The organism is Mesorhizobium sp. ArgA1 (assembly GCF_053714375.1).
The window spans coordinates 1,376,438-1,397,452 of the sequence record NZ_JBSKBQ010000001.1; the positions used below are offsets into that span (position 1 = coordinate 1,376,438).

The following is a 21,015-nucleotide window of genomic DNA, read 5'->3' on the forward strand; positions in this document are numbered from 1 at the left end:
CGGCCTATTCGGCCGCGGCCTTGCCGTGCTGTCCAAACCGCTGCTCGATATAGTCGGCGACCATCTTCTCGAAATCGGCGGCGATCGACGGCCCGCGCAGCGTCGCCGCCTTCTTGCCGTCGACGAAGACCGGCGCCGTCGGCGTCTCGCCAGTGCCGGGCAGCGAAATGCCGATATCGGCATGCTTGGATTCGCCGGGGCCGTTGACGATGCAGCCCATCACGGCGACCTTGAGGTTCTCGACGCCGGGATATTTTTCGCGCCACACCGGCATGTTCTTGCGCAAATCGGCCTGGATGTTTTGCGCCAGTTCCTGGAACACGGTCGATGTGGTGCGGCCGCAGCCGGGACAGGCGGCGACGATCGGCACGAACAGGCGAAAGCCCATGGTCTGCAAGAGCTCCTGCGACACCTGCACCTCGCGGGTGCGGTCGCCATTCGGCTCCGGCGTCAGCGAAATGCGGATGGTGTCGCCAATGCCTTGCTGCAACAGAATGCCCATGGCGGCCGACGAGGCGACGATGCCCTTGGAGCCCATGCCGGCTTCGGTCAGGCCGAGATGCAGCGCATGGTTGGAGCGCGAGGCAAGCTCGGTGTAGACGGCGATCAAATCCTGCACGCCGCTGACTTTGGCCGACAGGATGATCTTTTCGCGGGCGAGGCCTATCTCTTCGGCCATTTCGGCCGACAGGATCGCCGACTGCACGATCGCCTCGCGGGTAACCTCCTCCGCCGTCAGCGGAAAGCCGTTCGCCTGGTTTTCGTCCATCAGCCGGGTCAAAAGCTCCTGGTCGAGCGATCCCCAATTGACGCCGATGCGCACCGGCTTGTCGTATCTGATCGCCATTTCGACGATCGCCGCAAACTGACGGTCCTTCTTGTCCTTGAAGCCGACATTGCCGGGATTGATGCGGTATTTGGCCAGCGCTTCGGCGCAGGCCGGATGATCGGCGAGCAGCTTGTGGCCGATATAATGGAAATCGCCGACCAGCGGCACATTGATGCCGAGCCGTTCGAGCCGTTCGCGGATGCGCGGCACGGCGGCGGCGCTCTCGTCGCGGTCGACGGTGATGCGCACGATCTCGGAGCCGGCCCGGTGCAGGGCCGCGACCTGCGACACGGTCTGGTCGATATCAGCGGTGTCGGTGTTGGTCATCGACTGCACGACGACCGGCGCGCCGCCGCCGACGATCACGCCGCCGACATCGACGCCGACCGAGGTGCGGCGCGGAAAGGGGGAGGAAAAATATCCGGTCATGGCCGGCCGCCTCTTGATCACCCGAGCGACGCGTCCATGTCGACGCAGCCGCTCAAACAGTTATCAGCGCATTGCGCTGAGGTTCGGGCATGAGGTGGAGGAGCAAAGATGGCTTGTCAATGGCGAGCAGCCGGTAGCCTCGCCAAATCGAAGTAGCGCGGCGACCCGTCACAGACGGTGTCGACCGGCCAACAGTGTCAGAAATAGTAACAAGAACAGACCTCCGGCGGCGTGTCGCCACCGGAGCGATGGATACGCGCCTGGACGGCGCGTCTAATCCAGGAAGGGCGTCAGTGTGTTGTCGGTTTCGCCTTCAGTTTTTCAATCTCGTCCTTGAGTGCCAGCTTGCGTCGCTTGAGATTCACGATTTCAAGGTCGTCGACCGATGGATGATTCATCGCATCGTCGATCTCGCGTTCGATATCACCGTGTTTCCGCTGCAACTCATCAAGATGGGATGCAAGAGACATGATTGGTTCTCCCTTTCATGGTTTCCTCGATTGCAGCCGTCAAAGGCACGTCCACCGCAGTCAGTCGCATCTGTGACGGCACCATGACACTCTGCCACCATCGGGCGGCGATGTCGAATGCTGCGTGGTAGCATTCCACGACAATGTGAAATGTGGTATGGGCTGCGCGCCGGCTATAAAACCCCGCCGGTCCCGCCCAATCAGGCCCATCATTGGGCGCCGCAGACGTGCAGACGGTAGATAATGTCCGAACAGGAACAGGCTGATATCCGCCTCGAATTTTCTCGGCTGAAACAAGAGCATGCCGATTTCGACGCGGCCATCAATGCGATGATCGCCATGGGTTGTGATCCCTTGCAGATCCAACGCATGAAGAAGAAAAAACTGTTCCTCAAGGACCGGCTGATGGCGCTGGAAGACAAGATCATTCCGGACATCATCGCCTGAGCGGTAGCCTCGGAGCCTGGCCCTTTATCCCGGCATCGAAAGCCTTGCGGAGCGTTCACGCAATAGTGCAATGAGCTCGTCGGTCTTTTCCTTCGCGGTGTCGATCGGAACCACCAGGCACATCGTTGCCTCAACCTTGCCTGTGACGGAAAACACCGGAGCGGCCAGGCATTTGGTATAGGCGTCGACCAGCCCCGAAGTGATGCAGTAGCCGGTCGTCCTGGCCGTCGCGATATCGGCGATGAAATCGTCGAGCTGCAGCCTGCGGCCATCCGGCAGCAAAAGGTCGTCGTCCGATACCATCTCCTGGATAGCAGTCCTCTCAAGCCCGGCCAGAAGCAGCCGCCCTGATGCCGTCCATGGCAGCGGGATCTGCAGGCCGGTGGCGGAGCTGATGCGGAACGGCCTGGTGCCCGGGCTGGAATGGACGATGGTGTAGCGGCCGCTTTGCAGCATGCACAATTCGGAGGTCTCGCCGGTCTCGCGTGACAGATTGTCGACCTCCTGCCGGCCTCGGCGGAGCAGGTCGTTGCCGCGGACATAGTCCATTCCGTAGAGGTAGAGCTTCTTGCCGAAATAGACCCGGTTGCCGTCGCCCTCCATTTCCAGGAGACCCGCATCGACCAGCGAGCGCACCAGCGTGTAGGTGGTGGAGCGCGGCGCATTCACCCCCTTGGCGAGGTCGCCGATGCCGATGGCGCGCTGCGTGACATGCAGGAACTCCAGTATCTCCAGCACCCGGTTGAGACCCTTTTCGCGCGAACCTGACGTCCGGTCCGCGGCTGGGCCAAGAACTGGCTGATCGGTGATCCCATTGCTGTCTTGCATAACTGATTCCTGATGTTAGTATCTGTCTTGTATAGGATACATGTGTCTTTTGTAAGAGACAATTCACTCGCGTGAGCGGCACATGTGCCTGTAAGGGGAACTCAAACGAACAGGAGGTCGCAGTGAACGACGCATCCAAGCGAGATTTTCTGAAACTGGGCATGGCCGGACTGGCAACGGCAGGCGTGCTGACCGCAGTCAGCGCCGAGAAGGCGGCAGCACAGGCCGCATCCGACAGCGTGCTGCGCACCGCGCTCGACCGCGGCAAGCTGATCGTCGGCACCGGCAGCACCAACGCGCCGTGGCATTTCGAGAACGATGCCGGCGAACTGGTCGGCATGGACATCACCATGGGCCGCATCCTGGCCAAGGGCCTGTTCGACGATCCGAGCAAGGTCGAGTTCGTCATGCAGGACCCGGCGCAGCGCATCCCCAATGTCACCACCAACAAGGTCGACATCACCATCCAGTTCATGACCATGACCGCGCAACGCTCGCAGCTGGTCCACTTCTCGCGGCCATACTATGTCGAGGGTGTCGCCCTGCTGACGCTGCCGACAGCTGAAAACAAGACCTTCGACAAGCTGCTCGCCGGCGGTTCGGCGACGCGCATCTCGATCCTGCAGAATGTCGACGCAGAAAGCTCGGTGCATTTCGCGTTGCCGGAGGCGCAGGTGTTGCAGATCGACACCCAGGCCAACGTGCTGCAGGCGCTGGAATCCAAGCGCGCCGACGCCGCCGCCGTCGATCTGTCGACCGTGCGCTGGCTGGCCTCGCGCAACCCCGACAAATATTTCGATGCCGGCAAGAGCTGGTACTCGATGCTGTACGGCGCGGCGGTCAGGCAGGGCGATCTCGACTGGCTGACCTATGTCAACCAGACCTTCACCATCGCCATGTTCGGCCACGAGACGGCGCTCTATGACGCCGCCTTCAAGGACTATTTCGGTCAGGAACCGCCGGCCCGCCACCCCGGTTTCCCGGTCATCTGACAAGTAAAAAACCTAGCCAGCGGAAGGAGGCATTCCTTCCGCCTGTTTTTCCTCGACACAGGTCTGCGCGTGACGGATTCTTTCTTCCGTCACCGCAGCCATTGAGACGCACGCATGGGCTATACGCTCAATTTCAACCTGATCTGGCGGCATTTCGACAAGCTCTGGGGTGGGCTGCTGCTCAGCCTCGAGCTTGCCGTGATCTCGATCGCCATTGGCGTCGTCATCGGCCTGGTGCTGGCGGTCTGGTATGTTTCGGCCGGGCGCGTGGTGCGCGCCATCATCGCGGCTTACGTCGAGTTCATCCGCAACGTGCCGCTGATCCTGCTGGTCTATCTCGTCTTCTACGGCGTGCCGACCGTGGTCGATCTCGCCTACGACGCGCCGACCTCGTTCGTGCTGACGCTGTCGGTCTATAGCGGCGCCTATCTGGTCGAAGTCTTCCGTTCCGGCCTCGAGGCCGTGCCGCGCGGCCAGCTCGATGCCGGCAAGGCGATCGGCCTGCCACCCTGGCAGCGGCTGGTTCACGTGCGCCTGCCGACCATGCTGCGCATCACCTTGCCGGCGCTCTCCAACACCTTCATCTCGCTGTTCAAAGACACGTCCATCGCCTCGGTCATCTCCGTGCCCGAACTGACCTATGGCGCCCAGTGGATCAACTTCAACACTTTCCGCATCGTCGAGGTCTACCTGGTGACGACGGCGATGTATCTGGTGACCGGCTACGCGCTGCTCTTCGGGCTACGGCTCGTCGAGCGCCGGTTCAGGGCGGCGCGCTGACATGCTTGGCCAGATCCTCTACGCATTGCCGTTCCTCGCCCAGGGTTTCGCCGTGACCCTGTGGGTGTCGCTGCTGGTCGTGGTGTTGTCGCTGATTGCCGGCGTCGCACTCGGCGTCGGCCTCGTCTATGGCCCGGCGCCGCTGCGCTGGGCGGTGCGCATATTCTCGGACACCATCCGCGGCATCCCGATCCTGGTGCTGATGTTCTTCGTCTATTACGGCCTGCCCGCGGCCGGTCTGCATCTGCAATCCTTCTGGGCAGCGGTGCTGGCGCTCACCTTGTTCAAGACGGCGCAGGTCGTCGAATATGTACGCGGCGCGGTCGGCTCCATTCCCAAAGGCCAGTCCGAGGCGGCGATGGCGATCGGCCTGACCTTTAGCCAGCGGCTCACCTCCGTCATCTTTCCGCAGGCCTTCCGGCGCTTCCTGCCGCCCTGGATCAATGGCGTCACCGATGCGGTCAAGGGCAGCGCGCTGGTCTCCTTGCTTGGCATCACCGACCTGATGCAGGCCATCAACCAGGTGATCGGCCGCACCTATGAGGCGATGCCGCTCTATATCCTCGGCGCCTTGATCTATTTCGCCGTCAATTATTCGCTTTCCTACGCCAGCCGGCGGCTGGAACGTCGCTTCGCCTTCATCCGGGACTAGCACGATGGCCACAAGCTCGAACGACACTCCAGCGCTTCTCGATATTGCCGAGGTCTCGAAAGCCTTCGGTTCGGTCCCGGTGCTGCGCTCGGTCAGCCTCAAGGTGGATAAGGGCGAGGTGGTCACCGTCATCGGGCCTTCCGGCAGCGGCAAGACGACACTTTTGCGCTGCGTCAACTTCCTCGAAAGCTATGACTCAGGCTCGATCCGTATCGACGGCAAGGAGGTCGGTTTTCGCGAGCCGGGAACCCGACAGCGCCGCAGCGAGCGCGATCTGGCCAGCATGCGCGCCGAGACCGGCATGGTGTTCCAGAGCTTCAACCTGTTTCCACACCTCACCGCCGCCGGCAACATCATGCTTGGCCTCATCAAGGTGCGCGGCAAGAGCAAGGCCGAGGCGCGCCAGATTGCCGAGCATTGGCTCGGCCGCGTCGGCCTCGCGCACAAGGCCGACAGCCTGCCGGCGGAACTCTCCGGCGGCCAGCAGCAGCGCGTCGGCATTGCCCGCGCCGTCGCCATGGAACCGAAGATCCTGCTGCTCGACGAGATCACCTCCGCGCTCGATCCCGAACTGGTCGGCGAGGTGCTGGCGGTCGTACGCAGCCTTGCCGAGGACGGCATGACCATGGTGATGGTCACCCACGAGATGGCCTTTGCGCGCGACGCTTCAAGCCGCATCGTGTTTATGGCCGATGGCGGTGTCAGCGCTGTCGGCCCGCCGAAGGAGATCCTCGCCCAAGAGACCACCAATGAGCGCCTGCGCTCTTTCCTGGCGCGGTTCCGCGCCTCGCATTTCTGACATGGGCGGCCCAAAGCAATTCCAGGAAAAGTGTAAGCGGTTTTCCCGGGAAAAGCGCGAAACGCTTTCCCTTGGGAATTGCGTAAAACAACGAGCCGCCCCAGGGAGAATTCTTCCATGACGCCTTACATCCGGCTCGCCGAACTCGGCCTGACGCTGCCCGAGCCACCGACACCGATCGCCAATTTCGTCACCCATGCCGAAAGCGGCCGGCTGATCTTTCTCTCGGGTCAGGGACCGCTGCGCGCGGACGGCACGCTGTGCACCGGCAAGGTAGGCGACGACGTCACCGTCGAGCAGGCCTATGAGCATGCCCGCCTCACCGGGCTCAATCTGCTGGCCGTCATGCATGCCGCTGCCGGCGATCTCGGCCGCATCGTGCGCGTCGTCAAATTGCTCGGCTTCGTCAATGCGACGCCGACCTTCAGCGACCACCCGAAAGTCGTCAATGGCTGCTCCGACCTGTTCGCCAACGTCTTCGACAGGATCGGCGGCCATGCCCGCTCGGCAATCGGCGTCGGTTCGCTGCCTGGAAACATCACCGTCGAAATCGAAGCGGTTGTCGAGATCGCCGCCTGACAGTCAAGGGATCTGCTCAAATGAAAACCTATTCCGACACCGGCTCCAACACCACGATCCGCGAACGGCTGGGACTGAGGCCGATCATCAACGTCTCCGGCACGATGACGACGCTGGGCGCCTCGATCATCGTTCCCGAGGCGATCAGCGCCATGGCCGAAATCGCCTCGCAATGGGTGGAGATGGACGACCTACAGCGCGCCGCAAGCGTGATCACCGCTCGCCTGACCGGCGGCGAGGCCGGCTTCATCACCGCCTGCTGCGCCTCAGGCATCACCATGGCAATCGCCGGGGCGATGACCGGCACCAATCTGCTGGCGATCGAGCGGCTGCCCGATGACACCGAAGGGCTGAAGTCCGAAGTCGTCATCCAGCTTGGACATATCGTCAATTACGGCGCGCCGATCGACCAATCGATCCGCGTGGCCGGCGCCAAGGTTATTCCGGCGGGCACCGTCAGCGTCACCCAGGACTACCATGTGCGCGAAGCGATCAACGAGCGCACCGCGGCGGCGCTCTACGTCGTGGCGCACCACACCGTGCAATACGGCATGCTTTCCCTGGAGGAATTCTGCGACATCTGCCACGCCATGGGCGTACCGGTGATCGTCGACGCGGCTTCCGAATATGATCTGCGCAGCTTCCTGGCGCGCGGCGCCGACATCGTCGTCTACAGCGGCCACAAATTCCTCTCGGGGCCGACCAGCGGCATTGTGACGGGACGCAAGGACCTGGTGCGGGCCGCCTATCTGCAGAACCGCGGTGTCGGCCGCGCCATGAAGGTCGGCAAGGAAAGCATCGCCGGCACCATGGCAGCGCTCGACGCCTGGGAAAAGCGCGACCATGCCGGCATCCGCCGGCGCGAGGAAGCGGCGCTCAATCTGTGGAAGGACGCCTTGCAAGGCATTCCGGGCATCGCCGCCCACATCATTCCCGACCCGACCGCCAACCCGCTCGACCGGCTGCAGGTCTTTGTCTCGGCCGAAAGCCGTTTCACCGCCGCCGGCCTTGCCTCGGCACTTGCGGCCGGCTCGCCGCCGATCATCGTGCGCAACCACGAGGTCGAGCGCGGCCATTTCTTCCTCGACCCGTGCAATCTGCACCCCGGCGAGGCCGAGATCGTCGCCGAGCGCATGCGGACTATTTTGACCGCGAAGGACCGCCCGGCCGATGCGATGAAAGCCGCACGCAAGGATTCGTCAGGCGTCTTGCGCTGGCCCGACTAGGCTCGCGGCGTCCAACAATTACTTCATTGGGGATTTAATCGATGGAGGATTCTCGCCTATATGCACGCTGGGAGGATCGCAAAAATGAAAATTCCAAGGCTTGGCGAATGTAAATTTGATGAACGCGAAGGCTGCTACGTTAGCGAGCCTATCTCGTTGGCGGTCCTGAATGGGGAAAAATGCAAGATACTCGTTCAGGAGTACGGCGAAGATCCTCCTGTTGAGGACTTTGACGAAGCAATTTCCAACTTCTTGGAAGCGCCCAATACTGTCCTTACGGCAGCAGAACCGCATATCTTCAGGTATTATCTAGACGTCAAAAACACCATTGAACCAGAAGACGATTTCCCATCCATCGGTTCACCTTCTGAGATATGGCCATTCATTCAGCTTGGCGCAGAGGCCTTGATTAGCCGCCGGCCCGACGGTGACAAAGGCATATACGTCTGGGTCGAGTGTAATTGTGATTGGGAGCCTGAGCACGGCCTTCTAATCGTTTTTAAGAATGGCGCCGTGGTTAATAAAGTAGGCCCTTTTGACGGGCATCACACAAACTCGGATGCGTACGCGGATAGCACTCTTGAAAATGTTATCTATCGCTGAGCGCTTGCCGAGCGGCCGGCGGATGCGATGAGACAGCCGCGAAAGGATTCGTCCGGCGCCTTGCGCCGGCCGGATTAGACGCCAGCCGACCATCGATTTCGGATGCCGGGCTGATCACGTGACCGTGAACAGCCGAATGTGCAGGCGGCGGGAATAAATCGCCGCCGCAACAGGTCTCCTCCACATACGCCTTTGCAGGCGTTGAGGAGAACGGCATGCCGCATCATTTCGAGGACAGCCAACAGGGCCACGGCATCAGCCGTCGTCATGGGTTGGACCGTATGATCGTCATCAGCGTCTCCGGCCTGGCGCTTGACACCGGTGACGCAGATGACTTCACTTTCGCTACTGCAGGCGGCCTTGCCTGTTCCTGCGGGGTTCGCCCGAAGGGCGAAATCGCCGTCGCTGCCTGACTGCGCACGGCCTGTCCGCCCCGGAGTATCGGATCATGGTGCTGCTTTGAGCGAGAGGGCCTTGGCCGAACGCTTCAACGAGGTGGTGCTGCCGCATCTCGGCGACGCGCTTGCGCTGGCGCGCTGGCTGACCGGCAACGCCGCCGATGCCGAAGATGTCGTGCAGGATGCCTGTATCAAGGCGCATGCCGGCATCGCTGGCTATGCCGGCGGCAACCCGCGCGCGTGGCTGCTGACCATCGTGCGCAACACCGCCTACACCTGGATGGTGCGCAACCGGCAGCGCGGCATGATGGCCGTCGGTGATCTCGGCGATCTCGACGAGATGGCGGCGGCGCACGGCACCAGCTTGCCGGATGAAGACGGCCCGGAGGCGAACCTGATCGCCAGGGCCGATACGGCGGCGCTGGAAGCCGCGATCGCGGCGCTGCCGCAGCCGTTCCGCGAAACGCTGGTGCTGCGCGACATTAACGGCCTCAGCTACCGCGACATATCGGCGATGCTCGGCGTGCCGATCGGCACGGTGATGTCACGGCTGGCGCGGGCCCGTGGCCTGCTTGCGTCTGAACTGGGGAGAGCGCCATGACCGTGCATGACGACGGACTGCCCAACGATCCCGAAGGCATCAGGCTGATGATCCACGCCCTGGTTGACGGTGAACTCGATGCGGCTGCCGCACTCGCCGTGGAACGCCGCATAGTCGCCGATCCCGCGCTTGCCGCCGAACACGCCCGCATCCTTGCCCTGCAAGGCGCGGTCAGCCGCTTGCCGCGCTCCAACGTCAGCGACGCCTTTCGGGCGCGTATCGCGGCGATCGGCACGGCATCAACCGAACAGAAGGCTCAGGACAAGGAGCCGCAGCAGGGCGCGCCTTCGGCACTGCCGGGATTGATTGCAGGCGCTGGCGCAGGCCAGAACCGGCGCGCGACCGACACGCGATCGTCCCGGGCGCGGCCGACGGCGCGCCGCTTCGGCTCGTTCGACTGGCGCGCCATGGCGGCGTCGATCGTGATGTCAGCGGTGCTGGCCAGCGGGGCGACGCAATGGGTGATGTTCAACAGCGCCTCCGACGGCATCGCCGCCGAGATCGCCGGCGACCATCGCCGCAGCCTGCTCGCCGCCAGCCCGATCGACATCGTCTCGTCCGACCGGCACACGGTAAAACCGTGGCTCGACGCCCGCATCGGCGTGTCGCCGCCGGCGCCCGATCTTGCCACGGATGGCTTCGCGCTGATCGGCGGCCGGGTCGAGGTGGTCTCCGGCCGTCCCGTGCCGGCACTGGTCTACCGCCACCGCGAGCACCTGATCACGCTGGTCGCCGAACCGCAGCAAGGTGGCCGTGTCACCGAGCCGAAGGACGTTTCCTCGGGCGGCTTCTCGATGGTGCACTGGAGCGACGGCGCCTTCTCCTATTGGGCGATCTCCGACATGGAGCGCCCCGAGCTCGACGACTTCGTTGCCCGCTTCCGCAAGGCGGCCGTATAGAGTGACTTGTGGCTGCCGAGCTCGGCGGCGGCCGCCTATCCTTGCGGCTTTGCGCGAATTCCGCTAAGGCGCGCCTTTGCCGCCGGGAGCATGCGCTTGACCGACCACCGCGCCGACGTCGCCATCATCATGGGCAGCCAGTCCGACTGGGCGACGATGCGCCACGCCGCCGAAACGCTTGAGGCGCTGGGCATCCCGCACAAGCGGCTGATCGTCTCCGCCCATCGCACCCCCGATCGGCTCTATGATTTTGCCAAGGGCGCCAAGGCGGCCGGCTACAAGGTGATCATCGCCGGCGCCGGCGGTGCCGCCCACCTGCCGGGCATGACCGCGGCGATGACACCGCTGCCGGTGTTCGGCGTGCCGGTCGAATCGAAGGCGCTGTCCGGCCAGGATTCGCTGCTCTCCATCGTCCAGATGCCGGCCGGCATTCCTGTCGGCACACTCGCCATCGGCAAGGCGGGCGCGGCCAATGCGGCCCTTCTGGCGGCTGCGGTGCTGGCGCTCCACGACGAGCGGCTCGCCACCCGGCTGGATGCCTGGCGCGCCGCCCAGACCGCCAAGGTCGCCGCCGAGCCGACGGACGCACCATGAGCCTGCCGGCGGGATCGACCATCGGCATTATCGGCGGCGGCCAGCTCGGCCGCATGCTGGCTGTTGCGGCGGCCCGCCTTGGCTACCGCACCGTGATCCTCGAACCGCAGGCTGACTGTCCGGCAGCGCAGCTCGCCAACCGGCAGATCACCGCTGCCTATGACGATGCGGCCGCCCTTGCCGAACTGGCAGCAGCCAGCGCCGTCGTCACCTACGAATTCGAGAACGTGCCGGTGGCGGCTGCCAGTGCGCTTGCTGCCAAGGTCCCGGTCTATCCGCCGCCCAGGGCGCTGGAGGCTGCCCAGGATAGAGTCGCGGAGAAGCAGTTCCTCAACAGCATCGGCATCAAGACCGCGGATTTCCGCGCCGTCGACAATGACGACGAACTGACGGCGGCGCTGGGAGAGTTCTCGGGTAGCGGCATCTTGAAGACCCGGCGCATGGGCTATGACGGCAAGGGTCAGCGCGTCTTCCGCAACATGGAGACGGGCGGCTTTGCCGGCACCTGCGAGGCGATGGGCAATGTGCCGCTGATCCTGGAATCCTTCGTCGCTTTCGAGCGCGAGATTTCGGTGATCGCCGCGCGCGGGCTGGACGGCGCTGTCGCCGCCTACGATCCGGCCGAAAACGTCCACCGCGACGGGATCCTGCATACCTCGACCCTGCCGGCCCAGATCAGGCTGGACACGGCGGCTGCGGCGCAACAGGCGGCGGCAAAGATCCTGTCGGCCCTCGATTATGTCGGCGTCATCGGTGTCGAGTTCTTCGTTCTTGCTGATGGCTCCCTGCTGGCCAACGAGATGGCGCCGCGCGTGCACAATTCCGGCCATTGGACGGAAGCCGCCTGCATCGTTTCACAGTTCGAGCAGCATATCCGCGCCATTGCCGGCCTGCCGCTTGGCAACCCTGGCCGACATTCCAACTGCGTCATGGAAAACCTGATCGGCGACGATGTCCTGCGCGTGCCCGCTTTGCTCGCCGAGCCCGATCTGATGCTGCATCTCTATGGCAAGGCGGAAGCGCGCCCGGGCCGCAAGATGGGCCATTTCACCCGCATCAGCCGCCGGAGCTAAGCAATTCCAGGAAAGCGCGTAGCGCTTTGCCTGAAGGAGGCGTGGCTGGCCCCTATTGCAGCTCGTTGTTCAGGTCTTCCTCGTCGGGGCTGGCGCAGCTCGCATCGCCTTCCTGGCAGTTGGCGCCCGAGGTGAGCTGTTTGATGCGCTGGTCCGTCAGTTCGGTCAGGCATTGCGAAACCTCCATTGGATGGATGGAGCCGCCTTCGCTATCTGTTGTGTTATAGGCGCATTCGGCGTCGCGGAAGGCGATCCAGGCGCGCTGCGCGACCTGCAGCAGCTTCCTGCTCTTGTCGTCGTTGCGGCCGACCAGATCCTTGTAGGCTTGGTTGAGCTTGGCATCAGCAGCCTGGTAGTCCTCGCCGGCACAGATATTCATCATCTGCTGGCTGTCGTCGTTACGGTCGCATTCCTGCGCCTGTGCGGGGGCGGCGGCGGCGGCCAGAACGGCAAGGCAGGCGGACACAAACAACAGGCGCATGGACGTCTCCAAATCGGCTTGCAGGCGCCGCACCATTCCAGCCCGTCTTCGGCGGCGCAATGGCGTCGAGCGGCGATGGCGGATATTTGATGGCCAAAGCCGTTCCCAGCCTTTATGCAACACGCTTGCGGTTGACACGGGCAAGGCTCCTCGTTTATGAGCCACGCAAGTTCAAAGGCGCGTCTCCTGGCGCGCCTTAATAATTCGGCCCCGACAGGGCCCAGATCACGGGCAAGACCATGAAGATCAAGAATTCGCTCAAGGCGCTGAAGGCGCGTCACCGCGACAACCAGCTGGTTCGCCGCAAGGGCCGCATCTACATCATCAACAAGACCGCTCCGCGCTACAAGGCGCGCCAGGGTTGAGTTTTCGGCCGGAGGCACGCTGCCTCCGTTCATATGATGGTAATTGCCGGATATCCGGCACTTTCACGCTAATTTCAGTTTGACGATCCGCTCTCCGGGGTTAGATTCCGGCGATGCGGATTCTTTTTGCATTTTTGGCCGCCGGTTTCCTGTTCAGCGCTGCTGCGGCACGCGCGGACGACCTGCCGCCGCCCGCCGCCGCGACACCTCCCGTCGCCCTGACGAAAGAAGCGCGGCTCGACCAGCTGTTTGCCGATCTGAAGCGCGAACGCAATGAAAAGGCGGCCGAGCGCATCGCCGGACGCATCTGGGGCGAATGGTTCCAGTCCGGCAGCGCCTCGATCGACCTGATGATGCAGTGGTCGCAAAAGGCGATGGATGACCAGAAGTTCGACGTCGCCCTCGATTTCCTCGACCAGGTCGTCACCTTGCAGCCCAAATATGCCGAGGGCTGGAACCGGCGCGCCACCGTGCATTACATGATGAGGAATTTCGGGAAGTCGATGTCCGACATCGACCAGACGCTGCAGTTGGAACCACGCCATTTTGGCGCGCTTTCCGGCCTGGCGCAGATCATGGCCGCCACCGAGCACAAGCAATCGGCGCTCGAAGCCTGGCAGAAGGTGCTGGCCATCTATCCGATGATGCGCAGCGCCCAGGACCAGGTCGCGACGCTGTCGGAAGAGCTGGCGGGCGAAGGAATTTAGGAAGGGAATAAGGCAGTAGGGCAGTAAGGCAGTATGTGAAGGGCCTGGATAGCTCCTCCTACTGCCCTACTGCCCTACTGCCCTACTGCCCTACTGCCCTACTGCCCTACTGCCCTAGAACTATTCCCCCTGCACCCCCGTATCTCCGCGCATGAACCTCATTTACGCTGCCTTTGCCTTCCTCCTCGCGCTGGTCTTTGCTCTCGTCGGTGTCACCCGCGCCGGCGCGTGGCTGATCGAGTGGCGCAATCCGCCTGCCGGCGAATTTGCCGACATTGACGGCGCCCGCATCCATTATGTCCACGTGCCGGCGCCGCAGAATGCCGAGCTTCCGGCGATCGTCTTCATTCACGGCGCCAGCGCCAACCTAAGAGATCAGATGCTGCCGATCAGGCCTTTGCTCGAAGGTCGCGCCGAAATGGTCTTCCTCGACCGGCCGGGCTTCGGCTGGTCGGCACGCGGCCCCGGCAACAATGAAAGCCCGTCGGCGCAGGCCGACACCATTGCCAGGCTGATGGACCGTCTCGGCATCCACAAGGCGGTCATCGTCGGCCATTCCTTCGGCGGCGCGATAACGGCAGCCTTTGGCCGCCAGTACCCGGACAAAACATCGGGCCTGGTCTTCCTGTCGCCCGTCAGCCATCCCTGGCCGGGCGGCGCGACCGCCTGGTACTACAAGCTGACCGCTACCCCCATCATTGGCCGGCTGTTCTCGGAGACTTTGACCTATCCGGCCGGCACGCTGCAGATGAACAGCGCCACGGCCTGCGTGTTTTCGCCCAACAAGGTGCCGGACAGCTATGTCGGCAACGCCTCGATCACGCTGGTGCTGCGTCCCGGCGCCTTCCGTGCCAACGCCATCGATGTCGCCGGCCTCTACGACTTCGCGCTCAAGGCCGCGCCGCATTACCGCGACATCAAGGCGCCGACGATCGTCATCTCAGGCGATCGCGACAAGGTGGTCTATGCCTCGATCCATTCGGTCGGCCTTGTCAGGGATATCCCCGGCGCCGAACTGATCTGGGTCCACAATCTCGGCCACAAGCCGGACTGGATCGCGCCAGACCTCGTCGTCGGCGCCATCGAAAAGGTTGCCGGAAAGGACGTCGACCTTCAGGCGCTGGCGAAAACCGTGGAAGCGCGGATCGCCGGCGATGCCCATAATGAGGGGCAATGCCCCGACATCACGGTGCCCGACGTGCAGCTCGCTCCGACCTGATCGCCATGTATGTCCTGAAGCACGGCATCAAGAAGAACCCGGAGAAGCGATGGGCATTGCCGGACCGCATCTTCTTCGGTTACGGCGCGTGCGCCATTCTCGCCGGCACCTTTCTCGATCACCCCCCGCTGGAGGGATTTTACGGCGAACGGATCCTTCCAGGCGACAGCTTTTCCGGAAACCACATCTATGTGACGAATGGCGTGATCGCGTTCGATTACCACGGTTACTCCGCCCGCGAGCGGCTGCTGAAGCACCACGAAAGAGGTTGGGCTTCACGCAGCCCCGGATGGCACTGCGCGATCACCAAAGTCGATTTCGATCTGCTCGACACAGCCGAACTCAACCGGCGAAAGATACTGGGTCCGGACCAGTACCTGCACGACCCCGTTCCCCGGGCTCGCCGGTTCCTTCGGCGCATAGATCACGCCGAAGCCGCGGCAAGAGCGCTGCGAACTGTGGCGAGTGGAAGCCTCTCTCAGCCTATGTTGCGGCTGGCCTGTACGTCCGATCCGACATAGGCGATGCGCAGCATGTTGGTCGAGCCCGGCGTCCTCAGCGGCACGCCCGCCGTGATGATGACGCGGTCGCCCGGCTTGCCGAAGCCTTCGTCGAAAGCGATACGGCAGGCGCGGTCGACCATGTCGTCGAGGTCGATGGCGTCAGGCGACACGACGCAATGCGTGCCCCACAGTAACGACAGCCGCCGCGCCGTGTTGAGGATGGGCGACAGAGCGATGATCGGCACCTGCGGGCGCTCGCGCGCCGCGCGCAGGCCGGTGGTACCCGACGCCGTATAGGTGATGATCGCCGACAGTTTCAGTGTTTCGGCGATCTCGCGGGCAGCGAGCGAAATGGCGTCGGCGCCGGTCGCTTCCGGTTCCGAACGCTGTGCGTTGATGATGCCGGCATAGGTCGGGTCGGTTTCGACCTTGGTGGCGATGCGGTTCATCATCGCCACCGCCTCGACCGGATAGGCGCCGGCGGCCGATTCCGCCGACAGCATGATGGCGTCAGCGCCTTCGAACACGGCGATCGAGACGTCGGAGACTTCGGCGCGGGTCGGCACTGGTGCTGTGATCATCGATTCCAGCATCTGCGTGGCGACAACCACCGGCTTGCCGGCGCGGCGCGCCGCGCGCGTGATCTGCTTCTGGATGCCGGGCACGGCTTCCAGCGGCATTTCCACACCAAGATCGCCGCGCGCGACCATCAGCGCGTCGGACAATTCGATGATCTCGGCCAGCCGGGCAACGGCCTGCGGCTTTTCGATCTTGGCCATGATCAGCGCCCGGCCACGCGCGATCTTGCGGGCTTCGGCGAGATCTTCCGGCCGCTGCACGAAGGACAGCGCCACCCAGTCGACGTTTGCCGCCAGCACTGCATCGAGGTCCTTGCGGTCCTTCTCGGTCAGAGCGCCGACCGGCAGGTCGGTGTCGGGCAGGCTGACGCCCTTCTTGTCGGAGATCGTGGTGCCGGCGACGACCGTGCAGGTGATCGACTTGCCGTCGCTCTTCACCGCCTTGAGCTCCAGCTTGCCGTCGTCGATCAATAGACGGTGGCCGGCCTCGACCGAACTCAGGATTTCGGGATGTGGCAAGTAGACCCTGGTCGAATTGCCGGGCTCGGGATTGTTGTCGAGCGTGAAGGTCTGGCCAGCCGTCAGCACTTCCTTGCCGTTGGCGAACTTGCCGACGCGCAGCTTCGGCCCCTGCAAATCGGCCAGGATGCCGATCGGACGGCCGACCTTTTCCTCGACCGCACGGATTCGGCCGACCAGCGTGCGCATCAGCTCGTGGTCGGTGTGGCTCATATTGATGCGGAAGACATCGGCGCCGGCTTCGAACAGCTTCTGCAGCATCTCCTCGGATGAGGAGGCCGGACCGATGGTGGCGAGGATCTTGACCTTGCGGCTACGTCTCATTGACTGTTTGTTCCCGGGGCGGCTGGAGCGCCTCCCGTTGTGGACTCATCGGTCAGCTGGACCATCCAGCTTGCCTGCTCGCCCGTGTCATATTCCTGGAATCCGGCGCGCTGGAAGCCCCGGGCGACGCAATCGGTAACGCCGGCGATCTTGAACTCTTTTTCGGCCACACACATGTTGATCGGGCCATCCCAGCGCCCGCCTCGCTCGGCGTCTTCTGCATAAAGATAGTAAAACCTTGATGACAGCGGCCCTTCGATCAGCGTCTTGCAGCTCGATCCTTCGATGTGCCACCACCCCTCGGTGATCCAGCCGGCCTTGGCGCGGTAGCCGATGCCGACGCCGACCAGGTTCTGCGTTGCGTTGCAGACGCGGAAATCGGCGCGGGCGGGCGAGGCCGCGACCAGCGCGGCGAGCCCCACGGTCAAGGTCAGGAGCGGCACGGCAAAGGCGGTGCGCGCACGCGGCCTGCCGGCGGAACCCATCCCGAAACCCCTCAACAACGTCATCTGCATCTCTCAACGCCCCTTTTCGGAAAAGTCCGGGCGCATGTCAACGCGCCGTTCTGTCCAATTCCAATCGATTTAGAAAGGCCCCAGGCGCGCGATTTGCCGCGCATGACCGGATTTTCGCAGAAACCGTGGCCAAACAACGGCATTGCGCCATCGTCCTCTTCGTGGGTAATGACGATAGCACCCTCCCCGGAAGCCAGCGAACAGACCATTTCCAGCCAATGACCCGATCCACAGTTTTCGCGCCTTTCGATCTTGTCGAAGGCGACCGCAAGCGAGGCATCGTGCTTGTCGCCGACCATGCCCGCCGCGACCTGCCGGAGGAGTATGGCAGCCTCGGCCTGCCGGCGGTGGAACTCGAGCGCCACATCGCCTACGACATCGGTGTCGAGGCGGTGACGCGCGAACTGGCGGCAGCGCTCGACGTACCGGCGGTGATCGCCAATTTCTCGCGCCTGCTGATCGACCCCAATCGCGGCGAGGACGATCCGACGCTGATCCGCCAGCTCTATGACGGCACTGTCGTGCCGGGAAACTACCCGATTGCGACGGAAGAACGCGAAAGGCGGCTCGAGGGGTTCTACCGGCCCTATCACGACGCCGTCGGCGCCATGATCGCCTCGGTGGCGCGGGCCTCCGGCAAAGCGCCTTTCGTCTTCTCCGTGCACTCCTTCACCCCGGTCATGCAAGGCGTTGTGCGCCCGTGGCATGTCGGCATCCTTTGGGACCTCGACGACCGCGTTGCGCGGCCGCTGATCGACATGCTCGCGCAGGATAAAGACCTCGTCGTCGGCGACAACGAACCCTATGACGGCGCGCTGCGCGGCGACACCATGTTCAAGCACGCCATCGTCAACGGCTTTGCCCATGCGCTGCTCGAGATCCGCCAGGACCTGATCGCTGACAGCAAGGGCGCGCTGGCCTGGGCCGAACGGCTGGCGCCGATCGTTGACGCCATCGATCGGCGTCCCGATATACATCAGGTGAAGATGTTCGGCTCGCGCACCGGGCCGTTGTGAGGATCGATAAAATGACCGAACTCAGCGACGAACAGAGACGCGATTTCGAAGCCGCCGCCTTCCGGCGGCTGGTCGGGCACCTGCGCGAACGCAGCGACGTGCAGAACATCGACCTGATGAACCTCGCCGGCTTCTGCCGCAACTGCCTGTCGAACTGGTATCGCGAAGCCGCTGAGGCCGAGGGTGTCGATCTATCCAAGGATCAGTCGCGCGAGATCGTCTACGGCATGCCCTACGCCGACTGGCAGGCCCTGAACCAGACCGAGGCTTCGGACGCCAAGAAGGCGGAATTCGAGGCGAGACGGCCGAGGGATCATTAGGGCCCGCTCGGCAAACCCGTGACTTCGTCATTCTAGGGCGGAGCAAGGGAGAGGCGTTTCCGCCAATCTCCAACCTCGATCATCCGCCACGAACGGTCCGGGTCATGGTTCAGCCTTTGGTCCAAGCATTTCCCCACGCGAGCGCTTGACTGCAAATTGAATCGATCTAATTTGCCGTTCAAAGCCATTTTTTGACCGGATTCGGGACATGGACGCGCAAAACGCGATGCAGAGCGCCATTCGCGGGCGATGGGCCGTTGCAGCCATCTTCCTCGCCAACGGTTTCCTGACCGGCAGCTGGGCGCCGCAGATTCCGGTGTTCCTGACCCGGCTCGACATCACAAAATTCACGCTCGGCCTGCTGATCCTGTTGTTCGGCGTCGGCGCGGTGGCGGCCATGAGCTGGTGCGGCCATTTGATCTCCAGGCACGGCTCGCGCACGGTGCTGCGCTGGTTCGGCCTGTGCGGCAGCCTCGGCCTGCTGGTCGTGGCGCTGGCGCCCAACGTGCCGCTGGCGGCCATCGCCATGGTCATCTTCGGCGGCTCGATCGGCGGCATGGATGTCGCCATGAATGCCAATGCCGTGGTGGTGGAAAGAAGGCTCTCCCGCGCCATCATGTCGTCGTCGCACGGTTTCTGGAGCCTCGGCGGTTTCGCCGGTGGCGGTTTGGGCGGTTACGCCATCCAGACTTACGGCCACCTCGCCCATGCGGCTGTCGTCACAATCATCGCCTTTGCCGTCATAGCCGTGGCGGTCCGCTACCTCGTCGCCGAGGACAAGCCGCAGGCCGCCGAACATCACAAATTTACCCTGCCTGCCAATCCGCTGGTCTATCTGGTCGGGCTGATGGCGCTGCTGACCATGATCTCGGAAGGCGCCGTGCTCGACTGGGCGGCGCTCTATCTCAGGCAGGAGCTCGGCGCCGACCTCGCCGTTGCCGGCCTCGCCTACGCCGCCTTCTCCGGCGTCATGGCGGTCATGCGCTTCTTCGGCGATGGCGTTCGCAACCGCTTCGGCGCGGTGGCGACGCTGCGCGGCTCGGCCATCGCCGCTGCCGCCGGCATGCTGGTCGCCGGCCTGGCGCCCTCGCCCTGGATCGCCATCGCGGCCTTTGCTCTGTGCGGCTTCGGCATCGCCAACATGGTGCCGATCATCTTCTCCGCCGGCGGCAACCAGGAAGGCATGTCGTCGGGCACCGGCATGAGCGTCGTCACCACCATGGGCTATTCCGGCATATTGGTGGCGCCGTCGGCGATCGGCTTCGTCGCCGAGCATTCGAGCTTCGGCCCGATCTTCGTCGCCATGTCGGGGCTGCTGATCGTCGTGCTGTTGATGGCCGGGCTCGCTTACCGCGCCGAGTTCGCGGCCGCACCCGCCGAATAGCGCTTTAGCTCCTCATAGAGGAAATCGGCGACGCGGCGGATGCGCACACTGGTGCGCACGTCGCGATGCATCGCCAGCCACACCGGCAGGCTGGGCAATGGCATTCCGGGCAGCAATTTTTCCAGCAATGGATCGCTGTCGGCCAACGGTTCCTGGCCGAGACCGATGCCGTTTCCCGCCCGCAGCGCTTCCCACAGAACAATCTGGTTGTCGGTCCTGAAGCGGAAGTTGCCGCGGGTGACCGGGATGCCAACTTGCGTAAAGCCGCGGATCATCTCGTCGCTGCGGTCAAAGCCGATCAACGGGTGATCTACCAGGTCGGCCGGCTTGAGCGGACGGCCGTGCCTGTCGAGATAGGATTTGGCCGCGCAGCAGCAGAGCGGAATATCGCAGACCTTGCGCGCGGTCAGTTCGTTCTGCGCCGGCTTGACCATGCGGATGGCGATGTCGGCGTCCCTGCGCAGCAGGTTTTCGACCTGATTAGAGGCAACGATCTCGACCTCGATGCCAGGCTCCTCGATGCCGAGCCGCGCCGTCATCTTCGGCAGCACATAGGCGGCAACCACTTCGCTGGCGGCAATGCGCACCGTGCCTTCAATGGCTTCGACCGAGCCCAGCGCCAGCAACGAAAAGGCACTCGCCTGCTCGCTCACCGCCTTGCCGCGTTCGAACAGCGTGGCGCCGGCTTCGGTCAGCGCATAGCCGCGCCGTCCGCGCCGGAACAGCGTGACGCCGAGCGCCTGTTCAAGCTCGCCAATGTGACGCCCAAGCGTCGGCTGGCTGGCCGACAGCTTGCGCGCCGCCGCCGACAGGCTGCCGGTTTCCGCCACGGTGACGAAGCTCTTGATCAGGTTCCAGTCAATGTCAGTCATTCATTTATGAATA

General features: G+C 63.6%; 27 protein-coding genes. 20 read left to right on the plus strand and 7 right to left on the minus strand.

Annotation, left to right across the window (positions count from 1 at the left end):
* Nucleotides 1-4: 4 nt before the first annotated feature.
* Together ispG and ACWGTI_RS06775 are read right to left on the minus strand one after the other, a co-directional pair.
* Nucleotides 5-1,258, minus strand: coding sequence for a flavodoxin-dependent (E)-4-hydroxy-3-methylbut-2-enyl-diphosphate synthase (ispG, locus tag ACWGTI_RS06770; RefSeq protein WP_454586346.1), 1,254 nt, complete (start codon nucleotides 1,256-1,258; stop codon nucleotides 5-7).
* Nucleotides 1,259-1,548: 290 nt separating this feature from the next.
* Nucleotides 1,549-1,728, minus strand: coding sequence for a YdcH family protein (locus ACWGTI_RS06775; RefSeq protein ID WP_095487303.1), 180 nt, complete (start codon nucleotides 1,726-1,728; stop codon nucleotides 1,549-1,551).
* A gap of 243 nt (nucleotides 1,729-1,971) precedes the next feature.
* Here ACWGTI_RS06775 and ACWGTI_RS06780 point away from each other — a divergent pair, with 243 nt between their 5' ends.
* The gene (locus ACWGTI_RS06780; RefSeq protein WP_112559568.1) at nucleotides 1,972-2,175 is read left to right on the plus strand and encodes a YdcH family protein; all 204 of its coding nucleotides are present in this window, start codon (nucleotides 1,972-1,974) and stop codon (nucleotides 2,173-2,175) included.
* Nucleotides 2,176-2,199: 24 nt separating this feature from the next.
* Here ACWGTI_RS06780 and ACWGTI_RS06785 read toward each other — a convergent pair whose 3' ends face one another.
* Complete coding sequence (locus tag ACWGTI_RS06785; RefSeq protein ID WP_454586347.1) at nucleotides 2,200-3,003, minus strand: IclR family transcriptional regulator; 804 nt, start codon at nucleotides 3,001-3,003, stop codon at nucleotides 2,200-2,202.
* A gap of 122 nt (nucleotides 3,004-3,125) precedes the next feature.
* Here ACWGTI_RS06785 and ACWGTI_RS06790 point away from each other — a divergent pair, with 122 nt between their 5' ends.
* The 12 genes from ACWGTI_RS06790 to ACWGTI_RS06845 all read left to right on the plus strand — a co-directional run bounded on the left by ACWGTI_RS06790 (nucleotide 3,126) and on the right by ACWGTI_RS06845 (nucleotide 12,199).
* Nucleotides 3,126-3,995 carry a transporter substrate-binding domain-containing protein gene (locus tag ACWGTI_RS06790; RefSeq protein ID WP_454586348.1) on the plus strand — a complete coding sequence of 290 codons (870 nt, stop codon included), beginning with the start codon at nucleotides 3,126-3,128 and terminating at the stop codon, nucleotides 3,993-3,995.
* A 114-nt stretch (nucleotides 3,996-4,109) separates the two neighbouring features.
* On the plus strand, nucleotides 4,110-4,775 hold the full coding sequence (locus tag ACWGTI_RS06795) for an amino acid ABC transporter permease (protein WP_454586349.1): 666 nt from the start codon (nucleotides 4,110-4,112) through the stop codon (nucleotides 4,773-4,775).
* A 1-nt stretch (nucleotide 4,776) separates the two neighbouring features.
* Nucleotides 4,777-5,427 carry an amino acid ABC transporter permease gene (locus tag ACWGTI_RS06800; protein WP_454586350.1) on the plus strand — a complete coding sequence of 217 codons (651 nt, stop codon included), beginning with the start codon at nucleotides 4,777-4,779 and terminating at the stop codon, nucleotides 5,425-5,427.
* A 4-nt stretch (nucleotides 5,428-5,431) separates the two neighbouring features.
* Nucleotides 5,432-6,226 carry an amino acid ABC transporter ATP-binding protein gene (locus ACWGTI_RS06805; protein WP_454586351.1) on the plus strand — a complete coding sequence of 265 codons (795 nt, stop codon included), beginning with the start codon at nucleotides 5,432-5,434 and terminating at the stop codon, nucleotides 6,224-6,226.
* 117 nt (nucleotides 6,227-6,343) lie between these two features.
* Entirely contained in the window at nucleotides 6,344-6,805 is a 462-nt protein-coding gene (locus tag ACWGTI_RS06810; RefSeq protein WP_454573063.1) for a RidA family protein, read from the plus strand.
* Nucleotides 6,806-6,825: 20 nt separating this feature from the next.
* Nucleotides 6,826-8,031 (plus strand): aminotransferase class V-fold PLP-dependent enzyme, encoded by a 1,206-nt coding sequence (locus ACWGTI_RS06815; RefSeq protein ID WP_454586352.1) that lies wholly within the window; start codon nucleotides 6,826-6,828, stop codon nucleotides 8,029-8,031.
* 84 nt (nucleotides 8,032-8,115) lie between these two features.
* Nucleotides 8,116-8,634, plus strand: coding sequence for a DUF6985 domain-containing protein (locus tag ACWGTI_RS06820; RefSeq protein ID WP_454586353.1), 519 nt, complete (start codon nucleotides 8,116-8,118; stop codon nucleotides 8,632-8,634).
* 215 nt (nucleotides 8,635-8,849) lie between these two features.
* Nucleotides 8,850-9,047, plus strand: coding sequence for a hypothetical protein (locus ACWGTI_RS06825; RefSeq protein WP_454586354.1), 198 nt, complete (start codon nucleotides 8,850-8,852; stop codon nucleotides 9,045-9,047).
* A 46-nt stretch (nucleotides 9,048-9,093) separates the two neighbouring features.
* Nucleotides 9,094-9,633, plus strand: a complete 540-nt coding sequence (locus tag ACWGTI_RS06830; RefSeq protein WP_454586355.1) for a sigma-70 family RNA polymerase sigma factor — start codon at nucleotides 9,094-9,096, stop codon at nucleotides 9,631-9,633.
* Complete coding sequence (locus tag ACWGTI_RS06835) at nucleotides 9,630-10,532, plus strand: anti-sigma factor family protein (RefSeq protein ID WP_454586356.1); 903 nt, start codon at nucleotides 9,630-9,632, stop codon at nucleotides 10,530-10,532. The genes ACWGTI_RS06830 and ACWGTI_RS06835 overlap by 4 nt, the downstream gene beginning before the upstream one ends.
* A 96-nt stretch (nucleotides 10,533-10,628) precedes the next feature.
* Nucleotides 10,629-11,126: a 5-(carboxyamino)imidazole ribonucleotide mutase gene (gene purE / locus ACWGTI_RS06840; RefSeq protein ID WP_454586357.1), complete on the plus strand. Its 498-nt coding sequence runs from the start codon at nucleotides 10,629-10,631 to the stop codon at nucleotides 11,124-11,126.
* The gene (locus ACWGTI_RS06845) at nucleotides 11,123-12,199 is read left to right on the plus strand and encodes a 5-(carboxyamino)imidazole ribonucleotide synthase (RefSeq protein WP_454586358.1); all 1,077 of its coding nucleotides are present in this window, start codon (nucleotides 11,123-11,125) and stop codon (nucleotides 12,197-12,199) included. The genes purE and ACWGTI_RS06845 overlap by 4 nt, the downstream gene beginning before the upstream one ends.
* 52 nt (nucleotides 12,200-12,251) lie before the next feature.
* Here ACWGTI_RS06845 and ACWGTI_RS06850 read toward each other — a convergent pair whose 3' ends face one another.
* Complete coding sequence (locus tag ACWGTI_RS06850; protein WP_454586359.1) at nucleotides 12,252-12,818, minus strand: lysozyme inhibitor LprI family protein; 567 nt, start codon at nucleotides 12,816-12,818, stop codon at nucleotides 12,252-12,254.
* Between the two features lie 101 nt (nucleotides 12,819-12,919).
* Between ACWGTI_RS06850 and ykgO the strand changes: the two genes are divergently transcribed.
* The 4 genes from ykgO (at nucleotide 12,920) to ACWGTI_RS06870 (ending at nucleotide 15,492) form a co-directional block, all read left to right on the plus strand.
* Nucleotides 12,920-13,045, plus strand: coding sequence for a type B 50S ribosomal protein L36 (gene ykgO, locus ACWGTI_RS06855; protein WP_006203764.1), 126 nt, complete (start codon nucleotides 12,920-12,922; stop codon nucleotides 13,043-13,045).
* 113 nt (nucleotides 13,046-13,158) lie between these two features.
* Nucleotides 13,159-13,752 carry a tetratricopeptide repeat protein gene (locus ACWGTI_RS06860; protein WP_454586360.1) on the plus strand — a complete coding sequence of 198 codons (594 nt, stop codon included), beginning with the start codon at nucleotides 13,159-13,161 and terminating at the stop codon, nucleotides 13,750-13,752.
* Nucleotides 13,753-13,903: 151 nt separating this feature from the next.
* The gene (locus ACWGTI_RS06865; RefSeq protein ID WP_454586361.1) at nucleotides 13,904-14,971 is read left to right on the plus strand and encodes an alpha/beta fold hydrolase; all 1,068 of its coding nucleotides are present in this window, start codon (nucleotides 13,904-13,906) and stop codon (nucleotides 14,969-14,971) included.
* Nucleotides 14,972-14,976: 5 nt separating this feature from the next.
* On the plus strand, nucleotides 14,977-15,492 hold the full coding sequence (locus ACWGTI_RS06870) for a hypothetical protein (RefSeq protein ID WP_454586362.1): 516 nt from the start codon (nucleotides 14,977-14,979) through the stop codon (nucleotides 15,490-15,492).
* Here the strand turns inward: ACWGTI_RS06870 and pyk are convergent.
* Complete coding sequence (pyk, locus tag ACWGTI_RS06875) at nucleotides 15,450-16,895, minus strand: pyruvate kinase (protein ID WP_454586363.1); 1,446 nt, start codon at nucleotides 16,893-16,895, stop codon at nucleotides 15,450-15,452. The two genes, ACWGTI_RS06870 and pyk, sit on opposite strands and share 43 nt — an antisense overlap.
* The gene (locus ACWGTI_RS06880; protein ID WP_454573495.1) at nucleotides 16,892-17,380 is read right to left on the minus strand and encodes a DUF1036 domain-containing protein; all 489 of its coding nucleotides are present in this window, start codon (nucleotides 17,378-17,380) and stop codon (nucleotides 16,892-16,894) included. Before ACWGTI_RS06880 ends, pyk begins: the two co-directional genes overlap by 4 nt.
* Before the next feature lie 248 nt (nucleotides 17,381-17,628).
* Here ACWGTI_RS06880 and ACWGTI_RS06885 point away from each other — a divergent pair, with 248 nt between their 5' ends.
* The 3 genes from ACWGTI_RS06885 to ACWGTI_RS06895 all read left to right on the plus strand — a co-directional run bounded on the left by ACWGTI_RS06885 (nucleotide 17,629) and on the right by ACWGTI_RS06895 (nucleotide 20,130).
* Entirely contained in the window at nucleotides 17,629-18,426 is a 798-nt protein-coding gene (locus ACWGTI_RS06885) for an N-formylglutamate amidohydrolase (RefSeq protein ID WP_454586364.1), read from the plus strand.
* Between the two features lie 11 nt (nucleotides 18,427-18,437).
* Nucleotides 18,438-18,746, plus strand: coding sequence for a DUF1244 domain-containing protein (locus ACWGTI_RS06890; RefSeq protein ID WP_454573051.1), 309 nt, complete (start codon nucleotides 18,438-18,440; stop codon nucleotides 18,744-18,746).
* 208 nt (nucleotides 18,747-18,954) lie between these two features.
* A complete protein-coding gene (locus tag ACWGTI_RS06895) occupies nucleotides 18,955-20,130 on the plus strand; it encodes an MFS transporter (protein ID WP_454586365.1) in 1,176 nt (391 codons plus the stop codon).
* Here the strand turns inward: ACWGTI_RS06895 and ACWGTI_RS06900 are convergent.
* On the minus strand, nucleotides 20,094-21,002 hold the full coding sequence (locus ACWGTI_RS06900) for a LysR family transcriptional regulator (protein WP_454586366.1): 909 nt from the start codon (nucleotides 21,000-21,002) through the stop codon (nucleotides 20,094-20,096). The genes ACWGTI_RS06895 and ACWGTI_RS06900 overlap by 37 nt on opposite strands.
* Nucleotides 21,003-21,015 lie beyond the last annotated feature (13 nt).